General features: G+C 62.8%; 18 protein-coding genes. 8 read left to right on the top strand and 10 right to left on the bottom strand.

Annotated features, from left to right (window positions below; genetic code table 11):
* Positions 1 to 93 precede the first annotated feature (93 nt).
* A complete protein-coding gene (locus ACQY1J_RS18520) occupies positions 94 to 498 on the bottom strand; it encodes a hypothetical protein (RefSeq protein ID WP_092663642.1) in 405 nt (134 codons plus the stop codon).
* A gap of 92 nt (positions 499 to 590) precedes the next feature.
* Between ACQY1J_RS18520 and ACQY1J_RS18515 the strand changes: the two genes are divergently transcribed.
* Positions 591 to 938 carry a DUF952 domain-containing protein gene (locus ACQY1J_RS18515; protein WP_062453901.1) on the top strand — a complete coding sequence of 116 codons (348 nt, stop codon included), beginning with the start codon at positions 591 to 593 and terminating at the stop codon, positions 936 to 938.
* 8 nt (positions 939 to 946) lie between these two features.
* Positions 947 to 2038 carry a quinone-dependent dihydroorotate dehydrogenase gene (locus ACQY1J_RS18510; RefSeq protein ID WP_430251994.1) on the top strand — a complete coding sequence of 364 codons (1092 nt, stop codon included), beginning with the start codon at positions 947 to 949 and terminating at the stop codon, positions 2036 to 2038.
* A 13-nt stretch (positions 2039 to 2051) separates the two neighbouring features.
* Here the strand turns inward: ACQY1J_RS18510 and ACQY1J_RS18505 are convergent, their stop codons facing one another.
* Together ACQY1J_RS18505 and ACQY1J_RS18500 are read right to left on the bottom strand one after the other, a co-directional pair.
* On the bottom strand, positions 2052 to 2537 hold the full coding sequence (locus ACQY1J_RS18505) for a CAP domain-containing protein (RefSeq protein WP_062578965.1): 486 nt from the start codon (positions 2535 to 2537) through the stop codon (positions 2052 to 2054).
* On the bottom strand, positions 2538 to 2804 hold the full coding sequence (locus tag ACQY1J_RS18500; RefSeq protein ID WP_062578966.1) for a DUF6460 domain-containing protein: 267 nt from the start codon (positions 2802 to 2804) through the stop codon (positions 2538 to 2540).
* A 219-nt stretch (positions 2805 to 3023) separates the two neighbouring features.
* On the opposite strand from ACQY1J_RS18500, the gene ACQY1J_RS18495 reads away from it, so the two are divergent.
* The 5 genes from ACQY1J_RS18495 (at position 3024) to pdeM (ending at position 8747) form a co-directional block, all read left to right on the top strand.
* The gene (locus tag ACQY1J_RS18495) at positions 3024 to 3950 is read left to right on the top strand and encodes a methyltransferase (protein ID WP_430251992.1); all 927 of its coding nucleotides are present in this window, start codon (positions 3024 to 3026) and stop codon (positions 3948 to 3950) included.
* Positions 3951 to 4089: 139 nt separating this feature from the next.
* Entirely contained in the window at positions 4090 to 4707 is a 618-nt protein-coding gene (locus ACQY1J_RS18490) for a YitT family protein (RefSeq protein ID WP_062453896.1), read from the top strand.
* On the top strand, positions 4707 to 5351 hold the full coding sequence (locus ACQY1J_RS18485) for a YitT family protein (RefSeq protein ID WP_430250527.1): 645 nt from the start codon (positions 4707 to 4709) through the stop codon (positions 5349 to 5351). The genes ACQY1J_RS18490 and ACQY1J_RS18485 overlap by 1 nt, the downstream gene beginning before the upstream one ends.
* Positions 5352 to 5390: 39 nt before the next feature.
* Complete coding sequence (locus tag ACQY1J_RS18480; protein WP_430250525.1) at positions 5391 to 7913, top strand: ligase-associated DNA damage response DEXH box helicase; 2523 nt, start codon at positions 5391 to 5393, stop codon at positions 7911 to 7913.
* 87 nt (positions 7914 to 8000) lie between these two features.
* Complete coding sequence (gene pdeM, locus ACQY1J_RS18475) at positions 8001 to 8747, top strand: ligase-associated DNA damage response endonuclease PdeM (RefSeq protein ID WP_430250524.1); 747 nt, start codon at positions 8001 to 8003, stop codon at positions 8745 to 8747.
* Here the strand turns inward: pdeM and ACQY1J_RS18470 are convergent.
* From ACQY1J_RS18470 to ACQY1J_RS18460, 3 genes are all read right to left on the bottom strand, one after another.
* Positions 8726 to 9646 (bottom strand): alpha/beta hydrolase family protein, encoded by a 921-nt coding sequence (locus ACQY1J_RS18470; RefSeq protein WP_430250523.1) that lies wholly within the window; start codon positions 9644 to 9646, stop codon positions 8726 to 8728. The two genes, pdeM and ACQY1J_RS18470, sit on opposite strands and share 22 nt — an antisense overlap.
* 82 nt (positions 9647 to 9728) lie before the next feature.
* Entirely contained in the window at positions 9729 to 10454 is a 726-nt protein-coding gene (locus ACQY1J_RS18465) for an anti-sigma factor (RefSeq protein WP_062453891.1), read from the bottom strand.
* Positions 10451 to 10975: a sigma-70 family RNA polymerase sigma factor gene (locus tag ACQY1J_RS18460; RefSeq protein ID WP_113165352.1), complete on the bottom strand. Its 525-nt coding sequence runs from the start codon at positions 10973 to 10975 to the stop codon at positions 10451 to 10453. Before ACQY1J_RS18460 ends, ACQY1J_RS18465 begins: the two co-directional genes overlap by 4 nt.
* Positions 10976 to 11285: 310 nt before the next feature.
* On the opposite strand from ACQY1J_RS18460, the gene ACQY1J_RS18455 reads away from it, so the two are divergent.
* Positions 11286 to 12086 carry a DUF4394 domain-containing protein gene (locus ACQY1J_RS18455; protein ID WP_062578984.1) on the top strand — a complete coding sequence of 267 codons (801 nt, stop codon included), beginning with the start codon at positions 11286 to 11288 and terminating at the stop codon, positions 12084 to 12086.
* Positions 12087 to 12146: 60 nt separating this feature from the next.
* Here ACQY1J_RS18455 and ACQY1J_RS18450 read toward each other — a convergent pair whose 3' ends face one another.
* The 4 genes from ACQY1J_RS18450 to ACQY1J_RS18435 form a co-directional block, all read right to left on the bottom strand.
* Entirely contained in the window at positions 12147 to 13949 is a 1803-nt protein-coding gene (locus tag ACQY1J_RS18450) for a chloride channel protein (RefSeq protein WP_430251990.1), read from the bottom strand.
* Between the two features lie 89 nt (positions 13950 to 14038).
* Entirely contained in the window at positions 14039 to 14851 is an 813-nt protein-coding gene (locus tag ACQY1J_RS18445) for a TIGR02186 family protein (protein WP_062453889.1), read from the bottom strand.
* Complete coding sequence (locus tag ACQY1J_RS18440) at positions 14851 to 15777, bottom strand: sulfite exporter TauE/SafE family protein (RefSeq protein ID WP_062453888.1); 927 nt, start codon at positions 15775 to 15777, stop codon at positions 14851 to 14853. The genes ACQY1J_RS18445 and ACQY1J_RS18440 overlap by 1 nt, the downstream gene beginning before the upstream one ends.
* 252 nt (positions 15778 to 16029) lie before the next feature.
* Positions 16030 to 19944, bottom strand: a complete 3915-nt coding sequence (locus tag ACQY1J_RS18435; protein WP_430250522.1) for a peptidoglycan-binding protein — start codon at positions 19942 to 19944, stop codon at positions 16030 to 16032.
* Positions 19945 to 20236: the final 292 nt, after the last annotated feature.

Below are 20236 nucleotides of genomic sequence, written 5' to 3'. Positions count from 1 at the left end.
CGCCCCCTCCCAAAGGCATAGTCGTGCTTTCCCTGTAATACCTAATGTGTAGCGCCGAGTGTGGCGCGACACAAGTCTGCAAAATAGCATGACTCAGGTCCTGTCCGGTTGCGGCTCGCCGCCAAATTCCCGTACCATCGACATGACGCCGCGCATGAACCGCTCGATGATCGAGAGCGACCGGTCGACAGCATCGTCATCAGGAAAGGTCTTGGGGCGATCGGCAAGACGCTGTTCCAGCGCGGTTACGCGTTTTTCGAGCAGATCCAGTTCCTTTTCATAGGCGGCCCGCTCGTCCGGTGCCATGCGGCAGACCAGTTCTCCGTCGGTGTCGTTGCACAGCGACATCGCGCCGGTTTGCGTATCCAGCCGAACGATCCCCTGTTCGGTCCGCTCCAGCTGGAACCGCCGGTCGTCTTGCGCTTGAGCCGGCAGCGAAAGCACCTGCGTCGAGAGCGCAACGGTTACAAAGACTCGTGTCGCAGTGATCCTTTTCATGATCCTTCCTCCTCATTGCACCATGGACAATCAACGCCCTTTGCGGCAAACGGTGCCGATCATAGATCAGAGCCGGACTATGGGAGTTCGTGATGCCCGATATCGTCTACAAGATCGTACCCGATTCACTTTGGCGCAAGGCCAAGGAGACTGGTCGCTTCGAAGGTGCGGAAATCGACCTGCGCGACGGCTACATCCATTTCTCCACCGGGTCCCAGGCGCGCGAAACGGCCAAGCGGCATTTCGCCGGCCTGACGGGCCTGATGCTGGTCGCCGTCAACACGCTGGTTCTGGGCGATGCCCTGAAATTCGAACCCTCGCGCGGCGGCGATCTTTTCCCCCACCTATATGGCTTCCTGCCGTTTTCAGCCGTGCTCTGGGAAATGCCGCTTTTGATCGGCGTTGACGGCCAGCATGCCTTTCCGGAGAAAATGCCATGATCGGAACAGTGATGCGGCCGTTTTCGGCGCTGGCGTCGCGCAGTCTGTTCGTCTTCGATCCGGAAAAAGCTCACGGCCTGTCGGTCGCGGCGCTGAAAAGCGGTGTCGTGCCGGCCTGCAGCCTCAAGGCCGATCCGCGGCTCGCCCAGACGATCGCCGGCATCCGCTTCGAAAACCCGATCGGGCTTGCCGCCGGCTATGACAAGAATGCCGAAGTGCCGGATGCGGTCCTGAAGCTCGGCTTCGGCTTCACCGAAATCGGAACCGTCACGCCGAAGCCGCAGGCCGGCAACGACAAGCCGCGCATTTTCCGGCTGGTCGAGGATCGCGGCATCATCAACCGGCTCGGCTTCAACAACGAGGGCCACGAGGCGGCGTTCCAGCGACTTTCGGCCCGTAGAGGCGCAAGCGGCATCGTGGGCGTCAATATCGGTGCCAACAAGGATGCGCAGGACCGTATCGCCGATTACGTCGCCGGTATCCGCAAATTCTACGGCCTTGCCACCTATTTCACAGCCAATATCTCGTCGCCCAACACGCCCGGCCTGCGCGACCTGCAGGCGCGCGACAGTCTGAAGGCACTGCTCGAGGCAATCCTGTCCGTGCGTGACGAAGAGGCGACCCGCCATGGCCGTTCCGTGCCGATCTTCCTGAAAATCGCGCCGGATCTGACCGAAGAGGGAATGGACGACGTCGCGGCAGAAGCTACGTCCCATGCTCTGGATGGTCTGATCGTCTCCAACACGACACTGGCGCGTGACGGTCTGCGCAACCAGACCCAGGCGAAAGAAGCGGGCGGCCTTTCCGGCGCGCCGCTGTTTTCACGCTCCACGACCGTGCTTGCCAAGATGCGCCAGCGGGTGGGCAAGGACCTGCCGATCATCGGCGTTGGCGGTGTGGGAAATGCGGCGCAAGCGCTCGAAAAGATCCGCGCCGGAGCCGATCTCGTTCAGGTCTATTCCTGCATGGTCTATGAAGGGCCGGGCCTGCCATCCGCAATCGTCCGCGGCTTGTCGTCTCTGCTTGACCAGGAAAAGGTCACCTCGATCCGCGATCTGCGCGACACGCATCTCGACCAATGGGCGGCCAAAAGCCTCTAGCCGCCGGCTTCGATCAGTTGGAAAGCACCATCGCCCAGTACAGCCGTCCGTCGCTTGCGCGGGCGGCGGCAACGCCGAGGCTCTTGTAGCTGCCCAGCATGTTGCGCAAGTGTTTCGGCGAGTCGATCCAGGCCTGGACCGCGTCGCCGACATCATGCTGGCCAGCCGCAATGTTTTCCGCCGCTGGCAGCGCCACCTCGCTCTTTCGCATCCGGTCGCCGAAATCGTCCCCGAAGCCGATCAGGTGCTTCATTTCCTTGGCCTTCGCCATTCGGACGGCCTGCCGCCCTGCTGCCAGTCGTGCCTGCTTGTCGAGGCCAAGAGACGAAAGGCCCTTTGCCTGGCGCAGCTTGTTGACGAGCGGAAGCGCCGCTTCCGTCTCGTCGACAGAACCCGGCGTCGGTGTCAGGACTGCTGTGGTGGAGCAGCCGGCAAGGAGAAGGCCGGTGCCGGCGAGCGCCAGAAAGGTGCGACGGGAGGGGAGAGACACCATCGACATTCAGCGGCGAATGCTCAGAAGCCGCAGCACGATGAAGACAGGCACCACGATGATCGCGCCGAGAAGGAGATAGTCTCCGACGCGTCCCAGTGCCTGGAAACCGTTGTACCAGAGGTCGAGGAAATAGTAGCGGATGGTGTCGACGATATTGTCCGGCGTGAAGCCGAAAAACGCCAGCACGAAGCCGACGATCAGGCAGACGACGATCAGCTTGACGATCGTGCGGCCGATCGAATCGCCGAGGAACCTGTTCACGCCATCCGCCATCGTCGATCGTCTCCACCGTTGGAAAATTGGTTTGGGATTGCCATAGCCTTGCGGGAACAGTCCCGCAGCCTGTCACATAGGCACTCTTCACTAGCCTCTCAAATACAACTTGAGTTTTTTTGTGGCCCGGGTGACAGGAGGGGCAAGGGGAATGGCGAGATGACGCAACTCCACCTTCGCCGTAATGCCCGCCGTAACTCCAGTGAAAGCCGTCACGCCATGAGCGCGATCCAGTTCTCTTCCGGTGACGTCATTGCCGACCGCCGCGCGGATTATGCCCGCATGCTGGCCGAGGGACAGGATTTTCCCGCCGCCGCAGAACTGATGGAGCAGGCACTGGAACTCGTGCCCACCTGGGCCGCCGGATGGTTCAGGCTCGGCGAATACCGCGACAAGGCGGCACTCGCGAATGCAGCCGACGCCTATCGCCGCGCGCTCGAACTGCAGCCGGACGATATCTTCGGCGCCAGCCTGCGGCTCGCGCTGATCGGCGCCGGCGATGTCCCGGACCAGCCGCCCAGCCGCTATGTGGAGGGCCTGTTCGACGACTATGCCGACAGGTTCGATACGTCACTGGTGGAAAAGCTCAACTACTCGGTCCCGCAAAAGCTTGGCACGCTGGTTGCGCCCCATGGGCCGTTTGCGACCGTGGTCGATCTCGGCTGCGGCACCGGCCTGTTCGGCGCCGAGATCCGCGACCGGGCAGGGCGCCTCGAAGGGTTCGACCTGTCCGCCAACATGCTGGCCAAGGCTGCGGAAAAACACCTCTACGATCACTTAGGGCAATCGGATCTCAGCCTTGAGGCAGCACAGTCCGGCCTGTTCGACACGCTTCCACCGCACCGCGCCGACCTCGTCTCGGCAGCCGATGTGCTGATGTATCTCGGCTCGCTGGAAACCGTCTTCCCACTCGTGAACGAACTCCTGGCACCGGCCGGCCTGTTCGCCTTCTCGGTGGAAGATGCGGGCGAGGACGAGACGTTTGTGCTCAAGGATTCGCTCCGTTACGCCCATTCGGAAGTCTATATCGGCGGCCTGCTCGCGCATTACGGCTTCGTTCTCATCGCCGTCGAGCGGACGACCATTCGCATGGATGCCGGCAAACCCATCCACGGCATACTGTTTCTGTCGCGAAAGACCGGGTAAGCCTTCACTTTGTTGTTATTTCGAAAGGCCGTCGGCGCGCGCAGCGATGTCGCTTGATGAAGCTGCTATCGCGGTGCACAATCCGCCAAAAATCAAGGGGAATAGCGTGGCCGACGAACAGGTTGCAGCAAGGCGCCGTATGGGTTTCTACAGCCTTGATCCGGCACGCCATACGATGCTGGAAGATGCGCAGGGCCTTTTCATCAGTGCCATGGTTGCAGCCCTAGGTCTTTATCTCCTGAACCAGGTCGGGCTCCTCACCAGCGGCACGGCCGGCGTTGCCTTCCTGCTGCATTATGCGTTCGATATTCCCTTCGGCGTCCTGTTCTTCGTCGTCAATCTGCCGTTCTACTACCTGTCCTTCAAGCGCCTCGGCCTCGGCTTTTCGGTCAAGACCTTCATCGCCATTGCCGGCGTTTCCGTCATTGCCGAGCTGGAGAAGCGCTTTCTGGTGATCCAGTATCTCGATCCATTCTGGGCAGCGCTGCTCGGCGGCATCCTGATCGGCTTCGGCCTTCTGGGCCTTTACCGGCATCGCGCCTCGCTCGGCGGCATCGGCATTCTCGCGATCTATATCCAGGACCGGTTCAAGATCCCGGCAGGCCTCGTTCAGCTTGGCTTCGATCTCTGCGTCATGGCCGCCGCCTTCTTCGTCGTCAGCCCGATGACCGTGGTCTGGTCGCTGTTGAGTGCTGTCGTGCTCAATCTGCTCTTGACCGTCAACCATCGCTCCGATCGTTACATCGCGGTGCGCTGATGGCAAACGTGACCGACAAAAAGAGCCCCGTCGGCCTATGGGCGTCCAGCTCGGAAAAACACTCGCTCATCGAAGATGTGCAGGCGATCCTTGCCGGTTCCATGCTGGCAGCGCTGGGCGTCGTGCTGCTGCAGGCCGCAAACCTTCTGATCGGCGGCACGGCAGGTATCGGCTTCCTGCTGCGCTACTCGGTCGATATCAGTTTCGGTGCCGCTTTCTTCCTGCTCAACCTTCCGTTCTACTGGCTTGCCTACAAGCGGCTCGGTCCGGTCTTCACGGTCAAGACCTTCTCCGCCGTCGCGGTCACGTCGGTGCTCACGGGCGTCCTGCCGAAGGTGATTACCATCAGCGCCATCGATCCGGTCATTGCCGCCCTGTTCGGCGGTCTCCTGATCGGATGCGGCATGCTGATCCTGTTTCGCCATCGCGCCTCGCTCGGCGGTTTCGGCATTCTCGCCCTCTACCTGCAGGACCGTCTCGGCTGGCGGGCCGGCTTCGTGCAGCTCGGGCTTGATTGTGTCGTGCTGGTCCTGTCCTGCCTCGTCGCCAGCCCCTTCGTCATCCTCTGCTCGGTCATCGCCGCGGTGACGCTGAACCTGACGCTTGCGATCAACCACCGCACCGATAGATATATCGTTCGGTAATGCTCTTCATTTTCGCCCGGTTCGTCTTACCTTAACGACGTGGATCTCGTCGAAAACCCAACGCCCGGCTCTGATGCTGTCGCTCTGCCCCGCCCGTTCCTCAAATGGTTCGCGGAAAAGGGCTGGTCTCCGCGCGCCCACCAGCTGGAACTTCTCGCCCGCGCCCAGGCCGGCGAAAACATGCTGCTGATCGCGCCGACCGGCGCCGGCAAGACGCTTGCGGGCTTCATGCCGTCGCTGACCGATCTGGTCATGCGCGGCAAGATCCCGCCGGGCTCTGCCTTTACCGGCATCCACACACTCTACATCTCGCCGCTGAAGGCCCTGACGGTCGATATCGAACGCAACCTGATGAAGCCGGTCACCGAGATGGGGCTCGCCGTCACCGTCGAGAACCGCACCGGCGACACGCCGCAGTCGAAGCGACAGCGCCAGAAGCTCAATCCGCCCGATATTCTGCTGACCACGCCCGAACAGGTGTCGCTGCTGCTCGCCAACAAGGAGGCGGAGCGGTTCTTCAAGGACCTGAAATACGTCGTCCTTGATGAGCTGCATTCTCTGGTCACCTCCAAGCGCGGCCATCTCCTGTCGCTCGCCCTCGGGCGCCTGCGCCGTCTCGCACCCGGCATGCAGACGATCGGGCTGTCGGCCACCGTGGCCGATCCGATGGATCTCCAGCGCTGGCTGGTGCCGCAGGGCGAACATCCGGCCCCACCCGCCGGCCTTGTTCATGTGACGGGCGGGGCGGCACCCGACATCACCATTCTCGACACGGAAAACCGCATTCCCTGGGGCGGCCATGTCTCGGCCTATGCCATTCCGGATGTCTACCGCGAGATCAAGCGCCATGCGACGACGCTGATCTTCGTCAACACCCGCTTCCAGGCGGAATTCCTGTTCCAGGCGCTGTGGACCATCAACGACGACAATCTTCCGATCGCGCTCCACCACGGTTCTCTCGACGCCGGCCAGCGCCGCAAGGTGGAAGCGGCGATGGCCGAAAACAAGCTGCGCGCCGTCGTTGCCACCTCGACGCTCGACATGGGCATCGACTGGGGCGATATCGATCTCGTCCTCCATATCGGCGCGCCCAAGGGCGCCTCGCGTCTCGCCCAGCGCATCGGCCGCGCCAATCACCGCATGGACGAACCCTCGAAGGCGATCCTCGTGCCCGGCAACCGGTTCGAGGTGATGGAATGCCAGGCGGCGCTCGATGCCAATTACCTCGGCGCCCAGGATACGCCGCCGGTCGGCGAAGGTGCGCTCGATGTTCTGGCCCAGCACGTCCTCGGCATGGCCTGCGCCGAGCCGTTCGATCCGCTCGAGCTCTATGACGAGATCATCTCGGCCTCGCCCTATGCCGGCCTTTCGTGGGAAATGTTCGAACGGATCGTCGATTTCGTCGCGACCGGCGGTTATGCCCTGCGCGCCTATGAGCGTTACGCCAAGATCCGCAAGACGGAGGAGGGCCGCTGGCGGGTCTCGAATGCGCAGGTGGCGCAGCAATACCGCCTCAACCTCGGCACCATCGTCGAGGCGACCGAACTCAGTGTCCGCCTCGTCAAGCGCAATGCCAAGGGCGCAGTCGGCCGCGGCGGCATGACGCTCGGCAAGGTGGAGGAGCAGTTCCTGGAACAGCTCGTGCCGGGCGATACATTCCTGTTTGCCGGTAAGGTGCTGCGGTTCGAAACCATCCGCGAAAACGAATGTCTGGTGTCGAACACCTATTCCACCGATCCGATGATCCCGACCTATGCCGGCGCAAAGTTTCCGCTCACCACCTATCTCGCCGATCAGGTGCGCGCCATGCTGGCGGATCCGGAGCGCTGGAAGGTTTTGCCGGATCAGGTGCGCGACTGGCTGGCGATCCAGAAGGAACGCTCCATCCTGCCGCGCCGCGACGAGTTGCTGATCGAGACGTTTCCGCGCGGCAAACGCTTCTTCATGATCGCCTACTGCTTCGAAGGTCGGCTCGCACACCAGACGCTCGGCATGCTTCTCACGCGCCGGCTGGAGCGCGCCGGCGGCAGGCCGCTCGGCTTTGTCGCCACGGATTATTCGCTCGCCGTCTACGGCCTCAACGACATGGGGGGCATGATCGCGGACGGCAGCCTCAGCCTTTCCGACCTTTTCGACGAGGACATGCTGGGCGACGATCTCGAAACCTGGCTTGCGGAAAGCTATCTGCTGAAGCGGACTTTCCGCAATTGCGCCGTGATTTCCGGATTGATCGAGCGGCGTCATCCGGGCAAGGAAAAGACCGGCCGGCAGGTCACGGTCTCGACCGATCTGATCTACGACGTTCTGCGCAGCCACGAGCCCGATCACGTTCTTTTGGAAGCGACACGCCGCGATGCGGCAACGGGGCTTTTGGATATTGGCCGGCTAGGAGATATGCTGGCCCGAATCAAAGGGCATATCACCCACCGTGCGCTGGATCGCGTTTCGCCGCTGGCGGTGCCGATCATGCTGGAAATCGGCCGTGAAACGGTACCGGGCGAAGCGCAAGACGTGGTGTTGGCAGAGGCCGCAGACGAATTGATCGCCGAGGCGATGGGGTAGGGCTTCATTCGCCACGCATGGCCCGGACAATGCCAGGCGGGGCGGCTAAAAAGCTTTGCGCCGCAAGACAGGAAAGACCGAAAGACATTGCTGCACCGCCTGCGCCTAGCCGCCCAATCCAGCACGGTGACCCCGGTCGCGACCGGTGCGGAAGAGATCGTCGTCCATGGCGTCGCGGCCGTCTGCGATCCGCTCGGCGGCCTCTATCTGCCGGCAACCGGCATGCTCGTCGTGTCCGACCTGCATCTGGAAAAGGGCGCTGCCTTCGCGCGTCGCGGCATGATGCTGCCGCCCTACGATACGATCGCCACCCTCAACATCCTCGCCGCCGTCATTGCCCGCTACGATCCGAAAGTGGTCGTGTCGCTCGGCGACAATTTCCATGATCGCCGCGGCTCGGAATACCTGCCGGCAAACCTGCGCACCATGATTGCAGACATGGCGCGCGGTCGCGACTGGATCTGGATCAACGGCAACCACGATCCTGATGGTACGATCGACCTGCCGGGTACCTGCACCGACGAACTCGTCTATGGCGACCTCGTCTTCCGCCATGAACCGAGCCTGGCAACAGGCCCGAACGGCGTCAAGGGCGAGGTCGCAGGCCATCTCCACCCATCCGCCACCGTCCGCCGCCGCGAGAAATCCGTCCGCCGTCCGTGCTTTGCCAGCGACGGCCACCGCCTCCTCATGCCCGCCTTCGGCGTTCTCGCCGGCGGCCTCGATCTCAATCACAAGGCGATGCAGGGCATATTCGACCGCGAAACCCTGGTCGCCCACCTCCTCGGCCGCGACCGCATCTATTCCGTCCGCTACGGCAATTTGCTGGGCTGATCGCCCCAGGGATCAATCCCCTCCTTCAGCCAACGCAGTGTGTCGGTCCAGAACTCCTCACTGTGGCGCGCGTGGAACAGGCCGAAATGCCCGATCCGTGAGTGCCCGTAGACCGCGGGCTCCAGCAGAACCTCCGTCCGTTCGGCGCCGGTATAATAGGCAAGGCTGCGGCGAATAGCTGCCACGCTGCCGATGTCGTCGTCCGCAACGGCAATGGCCAGGATGGGTGCCGTGACCGCCGCAAACCGGCGCAGAACCTCGTCGCGCTCGCCGACCGGATGGGTCATCTCCATCCGGGCCCCGCGAAAGCTCCACTCGTTGGCAACGCCTGCCGGCAGGTCTTCGAGCCAGCCGAGCCGCTTGCCCGGGAAATAGCCGAATGCGGCGGTAAGCACCGGCATCACTACATGCCACTTGAAAAACAGCCGGGCGCGGTGCCCCGGCGCATAATCGCGCCAGTAGGCGTATTGCGCGCCCACCGTCAGCATCCGGTCGATCCGTGCCCCGTTCGGAGATAGGCCGGGCAGATAGCCGCCGATACTGTGGCCAACCACCTGCAGCGGTTGATCCGGCCGCCTGTCGTGCATGAACCGAAGCGCTGCGTCGAAATCCTGCTCGCCCCAGTCCCGCCAGCGATAGCCGCAGCCCTTAAGGCTCGCCGGTCGCGACAGTCCGATGCCGCGATAATCGTAGGTCAGCACATCGAAGCCGTGCCTCGTTAAAAACTCTGCATAATAGTGATAGTAGCGGGCAAGGACGCCGGTTGCCGGGTTGATGACGACACTGGCAAGCGGCGGCCCCGATGCCGGCCAGATGTGACCGCCGAGCACCACCCCGTCCTGGCAGGTGATCGTCACCGGTTCACCTATCGGACGTGGTGTGTCCTGCGTCAGCGTCATCCCATTCTCCCTTCGGCGAAGGGAGAATACAGCCCGGTTTTTGGTGCGCAATTGGCCGAAAGGCCAAGGCGGTTGCGCGCCTCTAGCGTGGCAGTTTTGCGAACCCCTTGGCGAGGATCGGGCCGGTCGGGCGGCCGGTCGGGGAGCCGCCGGCTTGTTCGAGGGTGATCTCGTAGAGCTGGGTATCCTGGGGTCTCGGCAGCGCAGGGCCGTGCAGCGTTGCGGAATGCGCGCCTTCCAAAAGACCGAGCGACATCGGCCCCATGTCACGCGAGGGCAGCGTCCAGACCTGCATCGTCTTGTCTTGCGGCACCGTAAAGTCGCTGAGCAGTCTGACACTTGCCGTGTCGTTGCCAAAATCCTCGACCACGGCCTGGATTTCGCCGGCCTCGTTGAGGAGCACGGCCACCACCAGCGGCTCGTTCACCCGGGTGACGCTCCAGACCAGACCACCGGCAAGGATCAGCGACGCCGCGATTGCGGAGATCGCGGTTGCCCGCCAGCCGGAGCGGCTGTTGTCGTTGCCCGCGAGAGGCAGTCTCGGCGAAACCGAAGCGAGAGACGGGGCAGCGGCGCCCGGTTGCTCCGGCAGACGGGAAGAGATCGCGTCCCACAGCGCCGAGGATACCGGAGCCGGCTCGACGCTGGTGTCGAGCGGCAGGAACCGCTCGCGTGCCCTGGCGACTGCTTCGGCAAGGCCGCCGTCGCGCTCGATGGCGGCTTCGACCTCGGCAGCCTCAGCCGCATCGAGAAGACCCAGAACATAGTCGTCGGCGATGGCCGGAAAGTCTCGTTCCTCGATCCTCATGCCATGCACTCCCGCAGCGAGGAAAGTCCGCGCCGGATCCACGATTTTGCCGTTCCAAGCGGAAGCTTGAGGCGTCCGGCGATTTCGCCATGCGTGTAGCCGCCGACATAGGCCATCAGAATGCCGCGTCGCTTGATCTCGTCGAGGGAACCGAGGCACTCGTGCAGACGGCTGTTGCGGTCGAGCCTGTGGAAGGAAGCCATGATCTGGTCCAGCTGCTCGCCGTCCTGCAGCGTCTCGAGCCGGTCTTCGCCGACCAGATCCTCACGCTTGCCGTCGCGCAACAGATTGAGTGCGCGGTTGCGCACGATCGCGTAGATCCAGCCGCGAGCCGATCCGCGCTCGGGGGAATATTGATGCGCATGGGTCCAGATGCGGATGAAGGCTTCCTGCACCACTTCTTCCGCCAGTTCCCGCCGCCGCACGATCCGCTGCGCAACAGCCACCAGCCGGCCGGCCTCGTCGTCGAAGATGCGGCGCAAGCCCTGACGGTCGCCCGCAGCGCAGGCGGCAAGGGCCATCTCGAGATCGTGTGTTTGGTCGGTCACCAGGGCCAAGCCGCTCTCTCCCCATGCGCGTTCGCAGGAACGCGAATATCGTCTCTGTGCTGTTGCCACGGCGGGCATGGGCTCGTCCAGTCTCGAAAGGTTTACCGGCTGCAAAGTCGCCTTCGAACTTAAGGACACGCCAAACCGGAAACTGGATGCAGCGAAAAATATTTTCGTCTCCTGCATCCAAACGCATCCGCCCGTGTGTCTCCCTTCTGAGAGCATCGGAAAGGCCATGCGCCGACATGCTCTCGTCAAAGGTTTCAACGGGAGAAAAGACACCATGAAGACCCTTCGCCACGCTCTGATCGCATCCTCGATCCTCGCAGCTTCAGCCGTCACGGGCGCAGTTGCCGCCTCCGCCGCCCCGGTCCTCGGTCTCACCGGCGACAAGACGCTGGTGATGTTCGACACGGCAAAGCCTGAAGTCACCAAGACGATGGAAGTCACCGGCGTCACCAAGCTGGTTGGCATTGATTTCCGCCCGGGCAACAAGACCGTGATCGGCGTCACGCCGGAACACGCGATCGTCTCGATCAATCTCGAAACCGGTGCCGCCACCGAAGTCGCCAAGATGGACAAGATGCTGACCATGTCGGACGCTCCGGTCGTGGTCGATTTCAACCCGATGGCGGACCGCCTGCGCTTCATGACCGGCACCACCAACCACCGCGTCCATCCGGATACGGGCGCCGTCACGGTCGATGGGACGCTCGCCTTCGAAGAGGGCGACATGCACAAGGGCGAAGCCCCGAACATCGTCGCCGCGGCCTATACCAATTCGATCGGCAAGCCCGAGAAGACCGCGATGTACAACATCGATGCCACGATCGGCGCACTGATCCAGCAGACCAAGCCGAACGACGGTACCCTGAAGGCAATCGGCAAGCTCGGTCTCAAGGACAAGCCTGCGACCTACGCCTTCGATATCCAGGGTGAGGACGGCGGCAAGAACACCGCCTATCTCGCAGCCGGAAAGATGCTCTACACGGTCAACCTGGAAACGGGCGCTGCGACCGAAGTCGGTACAATCTCCGGCGTCGAGACCGATGTACGTGACATCGCGGTTCTACCTGCTATGTAATGCCACCGGCGGGGCGGGCCACAGCGGTTCCGCCCCGTCGACTCAAACGATGCGTGCCGCCTAGATCTCGCCCGAGATCTCCCGACGCCGTCGGTCCAGCTCTTCCGTATAGCGCCGCAGCGTATGACTTTCCGAAAGCTGGCCGATCACCTTGCGCTCGATCTGGTTGTTGACCACGGCCAGCGCTTCCGTCTCCGTCTTGTCGAACATCGCCGCTGCCTGCTTGGCATTCATGCTGCGCAGGAGAACGTCGTTCTTGAAGCGGATGAAATCGGCTAGCTGCGGCTTTTCCTCGCCGCCTTCGGTCGCCGCCGAATAGATTTCCGGCGTCAGCACCATGCCGATATATTTTTCGTCCTCACCGACCATGATCACGCGCTGGGTTGATCCGAGCGGAAACTCCTTGCGAAAGTCCTCGAGTGTCATGGATGCCGGTGCCGTCTTCACGTCGGCGCGCATCAGCTTGTCGACGGTAAGGTTGCGGATCCACCCGACGTCATGGGCGCTGCGGATGCTTTCACCACGCAGGTGAAAACGCCATGTCGCAAACGAGTAGCCGAATGTGGTGCGCACCACGACGGACGAGGTGATGACCGCGGCAAGCGCCAGCGCCGTGATCGGAAAGTCACCGGTCACTTCGAGCGCCAGGAAGGTCATGGTCAGCGGTCCGCCGATCACGGCAACGGCCATCGCGCTCATTCCGACCACGGCATAGATGACTGGCGTCAGCGTCGCATTGGCGAAGATGTAGGGTGTCGAATAGGCAAACAGCTTGCCGATCAGCGCACCGAGAAACAGTGAGGCAAAGAACAAGCCGCCACGGAAACCGGCGCCGATGGTGATGGCTGAAGCGAGCGATTTGAGCAGCAGCAGCCCCAGCACCGCGCCAATCGCCATATTCTGGTTGAGGCTGGCATGCAGCGCGCCGTGACCGGCCGAAAGCACCTGCGTATCGATCAGCGCCAGCAGGCCCACCGCAAGTCCTCCGATCGCCGGCCGGAAGGCGGACGAGATGGAACTGGCGCGCGCCAGTTCCTCGACCTTGGTCACACCCTGCATGAGCAGGATGCCGCCGCCCGCACAGACGATGCCCAGCACCACCGCCGGCAGGTAATCGGCGGGCACGACGGTGCCGATCTTGCCGATATCGATCATGAACGCGTCGCCGACGAAAAGCCGGGTGACGAAGGTTGCCGCAAGCGCCGCAACGACGACCGGTGCGAGACTGACGATCGTGTAGGTGCCGATGATCAGCTCGAACGCGTAGAAGGCGCCGGTCAGCGGCGCGTTGAAGGCGGATGCGATGGCACCGGCAGCGCCGCAGCCAACCAGCACGCGCAGATCCGTTCGGCGCAACTGCACCAATGACCCGATCTTCGACGCAATGCCGGAGGACAGCTGCGTATAGCCGGCCTCAAGCCCGATCGAGGTGCCGAAACCGTTGGAGATCAGGTTCTGCACCGCGACGATGATGCTGTCGGTCAGTGACAGGCGACCGCCATGCAGCGCATTGGCCTCAATCGGGTCGACCATCGGCTTTTTACGCCACTTGCGCAGGATCAGGTAGAGCAGGCCCATCACGACACCGCCGGCAACCGGCGCCAAAAGCACCGTCGTCGGCTCGAGAAACGCTGCCGAGCTTAAGCGCTCGGTGCTGCCTATCTTGAAGATCAGGACATGCAGCGCGTGCGAGATAAAACTCATCGCGGCGACCGCGAGGCCGGCGAGAACCCCGACGACGCCTGCGATCAGGATCAGGCCGAATTCGCTGCGCCTGATGACTGCGCGCAGTTCGGACGGCCGAAGCAGCGGACGGAGGAGGGACAGGGAAGCCAAAAGGCGTGCGGCGATCCGGCGGAACATGCTGACGCTTTGCATTGGAACTGTATGTTGCGCCCTAACTAGGGCGTGAGGAGAGGATTGGAAACCGTTCCGGCGAATTTGTTAGACGATCAGTCCTTGCGGAAGATGATGCTGGCGCCCCATCCGGTTACGACAGCGATCAGCACGCAGAACAGACCGTAGGCGATCGGACGCTCGTGCGCTGCATCGGTGATCGCCTGCTCCAGGCCGGTCTTGACCACGCGCAACGGCATCTCCCGCTGAAAGATCAGGTCGCCGCTCTTGAACAGATAGGCGTGGACCATGTGCACGCCATCGGGCACGTTGGCTGGAAGCCGCAACGAGGCGCGGAACAGGCTGGACGAGACGAAGCGCACGCCGCTCGTGTCGCGCTGGTAAAGCCCGCTGTTAAGCTTCTGCCGGCGATAGGCCTCGCGGAAATCGCTGATCAGACCGGAATTCGGAATGTAGCCGGTGGGGTTGAGAGGCAGGTGTTCGATGCCGACCCCGATATTGTTGAAGGACGGCGCCTGGTGATCGAGGTCGTTCAGCTGGCGCGTGCTGGCGATCGAATAGCTCTCCGGCACCTGTTCGAACGTCATCGCCTGGGTGTTCATCCAGATCCCGAGCACGCGTTCCTTGCGCCGCACGGTGGCATAGTCGCGCGGACCTTCAAGCGTCACGACGATATCGTACTGACCGATCGCAAGCAGCAGCTCGTCCGGATTGGTAATGGCCCCGAAGATGGTGAGGTCGGCGCCGCGGAAATCCGAGGTGATGGCAATCTCGCTCGACGATGCTCCGATCTCCAGCCCTTCCTTGATCGGCGAGGCCGTGTCGAACGGCGTCTGGGCCGCGACCTGCGTTGCCAGCGACAATCCGAATGAGAGAAGAAGAAGGAGGGAGAGGATCAGCCTGCGCATCAGTAGGACAGTCCTCCGACGGCCACCGAATAGACGTCGCTCGGCGTTGCGATCAGGCCGATCGCAAGACGGATGCCGACGGCGAGAACCAGCAGCGCCAAAAGCGCGCGCAGCTGTTCGCCGCGTAGCTTCTGGCCGACGCGCACGCCGTACTGGGCGCCGATCACGCCGGCAATCATCAGGATCGTCGCAAGCACGATATCGACGGAGTAGTTCGTCGCCGCCTGAACCATCGTCGTATAGGCGGTGGTGAAGATGATCTGGAACAGCGAGGTGCCGACCACGACATTGGTCGGAATGCGCAGGAGATAGATCATCGCCGGCACCATGATGAAGCCGCCGCCGACGCCCATGATGGAGGTGAGGACGCCGATGACGAAACCGAGCACCAGGATCGGAATGGCGGAGAGATAGATCTTCGACTTCTTGAACCGCATCTTGAAGGGCAGGCGGTGCACCCAGTTGTGCTGGCCCGGGCGTTTCAGCGGAAGCTGCTGGTTGTTCTTTGCCCGCCGCATGGCTCTCAGGCTCTCCTGCAGCATCAGCGCGCCGATCGTCGACAAAAGCACGACATAGAGAAGCGAGATGAACAGGTCGAGCTGGCCGATGCGGCGTAGCCAGGAGAAGATCCACACACCGACCGTCGCGCCGACAAGGCCCCCGGCAAGCAGTACCGTGCCCAGTTTCATATCCAGCGACCCGCGCCGGAAATGGGTGATCGCGCCCGAGATCGAGGAGGCAACGACCTGGTTGGCGCCGGTTGCCACGGCAACGACGGGCGGGATGTTATAGAAGATCAAAAGCGGCGTGATCAGGAAGCCACCGCCGACGCCGAACATGCCGGACAGAAACCCGACAGCTGCACCCATGCCAAGGATGATGAAGATGTTCACCGAAAGCTCTGCAATCGGCAGGTAGACAGTCACGGCTGAACCTCGACACGTCGAAAAAGACAACGCCGTTGCAGGCGGCACGCATTCAAGATGGCCGTCGCTCTGGCTTTGGGGAACCCTTTCACAGACGCGATGAACCGCGCATGAAGGACACCCCGTCATGCGCTTGGCCTGCCGGGGTGTCAATTCGTGAATCCGTGGGGAAAACAGCAGCTTCAGCGTTTTCCAATGGGCGTGGCCGATAGTCCCCAGCCCGACCGGATTGGTCGTCTTACGGGTTGCTGGCTACTTGTTGCGTGCCAGCAATTCCCGAACCAGTGCGTCGTTGATGCGGCCGGAAGGCTCCTGGCCGATAGAGGACTGGAAGGACTTGATTGCGCTTACCGTCTTGGCACCAAGCTTGCCGTCCGGCCGTCCGGCTTCAAAGCCGTTCTTGTTGAGGATCGCCTGGATGTTGCGGACGGCCTTTTCCATGTCAACAGATGCGGTGGTAAGACGCTTGCCGGCAGCCCATTCATCCGGAACAACAACGGCATTTGCCCGCGGCTCGGGTGTCATCACCTTCCAGAGGTCGACCTTGGCGCGGGCGCTTTCCAGCTGTTCCTTGCGCATGGCGTTGGCCACTTCGTCGCGCTTCTGGGCGGCGTCGTTGTCGCCTGCCTTTGCCGCAACGGCAAACCACTTGTAGCTCTCTTCCAGATCCTGCTTCACGCCGTTGCCGCGGGCAAACAGGATGGCAAGGTTGAACTGGCTGTCGGCCACACCGTGGTCGGCGGCCTGGGTGAACCACTTGACGGCCTGGGTGTAGTCAGGCTGGCCCGTGGCACCGGACGCGTAGAGAACGGCGAGGTTGTGCATGGCGCTGGCATTGCCGGCTTCGGCGGCCAGCTGATAGTAGCGAACGGCTTCACCGAGGTTGCGCTCGACGCCCGTTCCCTTTTCGAACATGTTCGCCATGCGGTACTGGGCAGGCGCAAGACCACGGTCGGCGGCAAGCTTGTACCAGGTTGCCGCCTCTGCGAGATCGGTCTTGACGCCACGTCCCTCGGTAAAGCGGGTGGCAATCTCGAACAGCGCGTTGGCATCGCCCGACGATGCGGCGTCGGCAAGCGATTTCGGCTCCAGGCCGACAGGCACGACGATCGGAGCCGGTGCCTCGATTTCAGCGGCAGCCGGCGCTTGTGCCGTGAAGCCGGCGTCTTCTGAAGGTGCCGGAGCAGCTTCGGCGGCCGGACGCATTGAAGCGAGGTCTCCGGCTGCGGGAACCGGATCGATCAGGTGGTTTGTCGCGGCGTCGGGCGCGACCGGAGGCGGCGTCGCTGCCACATCCTGTCCGTCACCATCGCTGGCTGCAGGGCTTTCGGCCGGGGTTTGAGCGGTGTCGACAGGAGCGGGAGCTTCGACTGGTGCGCTCGGAGCCTGCGCAGTCTCTTCCGGCACGGAGACCGGAGCCGGGGCTTCGAGGGCAGCCTGTTCGGGCGCGCTGTCGCGGCTTCCGGTCACGTTCTTGACCACCTGCATCGACATCATCACCAGCAGCACGGCGCCGACGGCCATCAGGATGGGGCGGCGATGCTGCGAAAACTTGGCAAACATGCCGGTCTTTTCGGACGGCGTGCCGGCAACCGACGTGGTCTGCGACTTGGTGGCGGAGCGAACGCTCTTGACCGCGTTGACCTGTGAAGGATCCGTCTCCTGTGCTGCGGCCTTGGCTGCACGACGGGCAGCGGCGATATAGTCAGCGCGGTCCGATTTGTCGGCCGTTCCGGGTTTCTCGCCACTGAAATCGCCGGCGGCCTGGCTGGCACGCACGCGCTCGAGGATCTTTTTGACGTCGGGAGCGCCCGAGCCCGGCTCCAGCAGGTCGTTTTCACGGCCGGCTGGGAGAATGTCGGCTGGATCGATCGAAGGCGTTGGCTCTATGACGGTGCGGGCCGGCTTTTCGCCTGTATCGCGGGTGCCCGACTTGAAACGCTTCGAGAGGCCGGCCAGCAGACCGGGCTTGGCCGGCTCTTCCCGCGCGGCTGCAGGGGGCACGACGACCTCGTCGGTTTCGACGGGCGCATCTGCCAAAGCAACATTGCGGTCCTCGGCGCCGGCAAATTCCATCGCTGGAACGGACAGTTGCGCTGTGGCCGGCATCTTGGGATGGCGAAGCGGCTGGTCGGTCTGGGCTTCGCGATTGGCCGGCGCATCGCGATAGGCGGGCTCGAAACGGGCCGTGGAAATGCTGTCTTCCAGCGTGTCCAGACGATTGGCGATCTGCACCAGCGTTCCGTGCAAGGCCTCGAACGTCTGATGGCTGCGCGTTTCCGTGCCACGGGTCAGCTCTTCAAGATGGCGAAGATCGTCGGCGAGGGCTGAAAGGGCTGCCATGTCGCCGGACGCGACGGCCATGCCGCCGGCCCCGGTATTGCGCGAATAGGCCTCGACGACGGCTTCTGCGGCCTGCCGTGCGGCTTCCAGAATGTACTCGTCGTTGGTCGACATGTAGCTTTCGATTGCCGAGAACCGATGCTCGAAACCATCAGGTAGCGCACTGGCCGAAGATGTCTGCGGCTCGCTGATCAGGCTCGAAAGATGCGCGATCTGGTCTTCCAGGCTACGCAGGGCGTTTTCGTCTCCGCGCGGTGCGCTGGCTGCTTCGTCCAGTCGCATGGCGATGTCGGTCAGCCGGGTTTCCAACCGGTCGAAGGCCCGCTCGTCGGTGGCAGGCGCCGGGCGATATTCGATCTCGTCGATACGACGGGCGAGATCATCCAGCCGCTCGCCCAGCATGTCGTTGATCGAGTTGTGATCAAGACCATCGATCTTGCGCGAGATATCGGCGAGGTGGTCGGAAAGCTCGGTCTGATAGGCGGGCTTCTGCGCCTGCGTCAGCATGACCGAAAGCTGGTCGAGCCGCTCTTCCAGCCGCATGGCGGCCTGTTCGTCGGAGAGTTCCTCGATCCGCGCGGTCAGCGCTTCGATCCGTCCGGACAGCATCTCGCTCGGATCGGCAGCAGCCTGGCTGATCTGATCGACCTGCTCTGCGATAGCGACGATCCGGCCGTCGAGCTTCTGCATGAAAGCCTGGTCGAGCGTGGCTGCAGCCGAAGCACGGCTGCCGGCGGCAACGGCGCGAGTGATTTCGTCGAGACGCTCGTCGAGAATGGTGAACTGCTCGGCAAGCAGTTCGTCCGATGGCTGCATGCGGCTGCCGAGTTGCTCCATCGCGGTCGCGATCGCAATCAGCTTCTGCTCCAGCGCGCGCAGCGCGGGGCTGTCGTTCATGTCGCCAAGCTGGGTCTTGATGTCGTCGATCCGGTAGGCGAGCTGCGAAACCTCGTCGCGCAGAAGCTCTGGCTCAAGCCCGTGGATTCGCTCTTCCAGCCCTTGCCAGCGGCTTTCCATGCGCTGCACGGAATCTTCGCGTGCCACGCCATCCATGACCTGGGCCATGACATTGCGCAGTTCCTCGAACTCGGCGCGCAGGGCCTCCGCATCGGGAGAATTGCTGTAGCCCAGCTGACTAATGCTGTCGGCAAGACGGGAGAAATCGCCGCGCAGGTCTTCGGTGCCGCGATGATCTTCGGCAATCGAGCGGATCGAGCGGATTTCGGTTTGCAGTGCGCCCATCTCCCGGGCGACGCCTTCGGCGATGTCCTGCTTCAGTTCATGACGCAAGCCGACCAGCGCTTCGGCGATTTCGCGCATGGAGGCGCCATCGGTCGCCTGCTGGCGGGTTTCCCGCATTTGCATATCGCGGCTGGCGACGGCCCGCTCGAAGCGGCTCGCAGAAACTTCGGTGGCAGTTGCCGCAACCGGTGCAGCCGGACGGCGCTCCTGGCTGGGACGATAGGCTTCCGGCGGCGTGATCTTATCGCGGAGTGGTGATTGGACGGGTTGGCGGACCGGTTCGGCCGCATGCGACTGCTGTGCGCTTGCCATGCGCTCGCGGGCCGATCCCAGCATGCGCTGGCGCTCGCGGATTTCCGCCAGCGGGTCGGCAAAGCGAGGCGCCGCTGGCCTCTGCATCTGCGGGGGCTGCACGGACGCCGGTTTTTCGAGGCGCGGGTCGGAAGCGGGCTGGCGGCGTTCGCGCCCGGCGCCCGACATCAGATCCTCGATTCGGGCCTCCAGGCCCTCGATCGTACGGTTCAGGGCGTCAAGAGAGGAGCGTTCGCCCGGGCGGTTGGGATTCGATCGTGATCCGTTCATGTGCTCGCTCGCTTCCGCGTTTTACCTGCCGACGCTCGGTTTCAGCCTCATCCGCCGCCTATTGGCACCGGTGAATCACATCCATATTAGACATTTCTTACGCAAGGCTTGCCTTATGAAAGAACGACTCATTCGTTGGATGGATTTGACTGACCTCCCGTAGTCCCCACTATTTCCGGAAACGTAGTAAATAAATCGTTAATGTTCGTTAAGATCTTAACCTTTTTGCCACGATTCCGCATGTTTGCCCGGATGACACGGGTTTCGACGATGCTATCACTGTGATGCAGTG

It is taken from the genome of Neorhizobium sp. DAR64860/K0K1, from assembly GCF_050500205.1.
Lineage (GTDB): Bacteria > Pseudomonadota > Alphaproteobacteria > Rhizobiales > Rhizobiaceae > Neorhizobium > Neorhizobium soli.
This window is presented reverse-complemented; position numbering and strand designations above follow the sequence as displayed.

What these genes read in the sequence shown, in the direction of transcription:
- ACQY1J_RS18465 (WP_062453891.1), bottom strand. Translation starts at nt 10,454, where the DNA reads ATGAGGATCGAGGAACGAGACTTTCCGGCCATCGCCGACGACTATGTT.
- ACQY1J_RS18490 (WP_062453896.1), top strand. Translation starts at nt 4,090, where the DNA reads ATGGGTTTCTACAGCCTTGATCCGGCACGCCATACGATGCTGGAAGAT.
- ACQY1J_RS18460 (WP_113165352.1), bottom strand. Translation starts at nt 10,975, where the DNA reads ATGGCCCTTGCCGCCTGCGCTGCGGGCGACCGTCAGGGCTTGCGCCGC.
- ACQY1J_RS18500 (WP_062578966.1), bottom strand. Translation starts at nt 2,804, where the DNA reads ATGGCGGATGGCGTGAACAGGTTCCTCGGCGATTCGATCGGCCGCACG.
- ACQY1J_RS18445 (WP_062453889.1), bottom strand. Translation starts at nt 14,851, where the DNA reads ATGCGCAGGCTGATCCTCTCCCTCCTTCTTCTTCTCTCATTCGGATTG.
- ACQY1J_RS18485 (WP_430250527.1), top strand. Translation starts at nt 4,707, where the DNA reads ATGGCAAACGTGACCGACAAAAAGAGCCCCGTCGGCCTATGGGCGTCC.
- ACQY1J_RS18455 (WP_062578984.1), top strand. Translation starts at nt 11,286, where the DNA reads ATGAAGACCCTTCGCCACGCTCTGATCGCATCCTCGATCCTCGCAGCT.
- ACQY1J_RS18450 (WP_430251990.1), bottom strand. Translation starts at nt 13,949, where the DNA reads ATGTTCCGCCGGATCGCCGCACGCCTTTTGGCTTCCCTGTCCCTCCTC.
- ACQY1J_RS18435 (WP_430250522.1), bottom strand. Translation starts at nt 19,944, where the DNA reads ATGAACGGATCACGATCGAATCCCAACCGCCCGGGCGAACGCTCCTCT.
- ACQY1J_RS18505 (WP_062578965.1), bottom strand. Translation starts at nt 2,537, where the DNA reads ATGTCGATGGTGTCTCTCCCCTCCCGTCGCACCTTTCTGGCGCTCGCC.
- ACQY1J_RS18495 (WP_430251992.1), top strand. Translation starts at nt 3,024, where the DNA reads ATGAGCGCGATCCAGTTCTCTTCCGGTGACGTCATTGCCGACCGCCGC.
- ACQY1J_RS18520 (WP_092663642.1), bottom strand. Translation starts at nt 498, where the DNA reads ATGAAAAGGATCACTGCGACACGAGTCTTTGTAACCGTTGCGCTCTCG.
- ACQY1J_RS18470 (WP_430250523.1), bottom strand. Translation starts at nt 9,646, where the DNA reads ATGACGCTGACGCAGGACACACCACGTCCGATAGGTGAACCGGTGACG.
- ACQY1J_RS18515 (WP_062453901.1), top strand. Translation starts at nt 591, where the DNA reads ATGCCCGATATCGTCTACAAGATCGTACCCGATTCACTTTGGCGCAAG.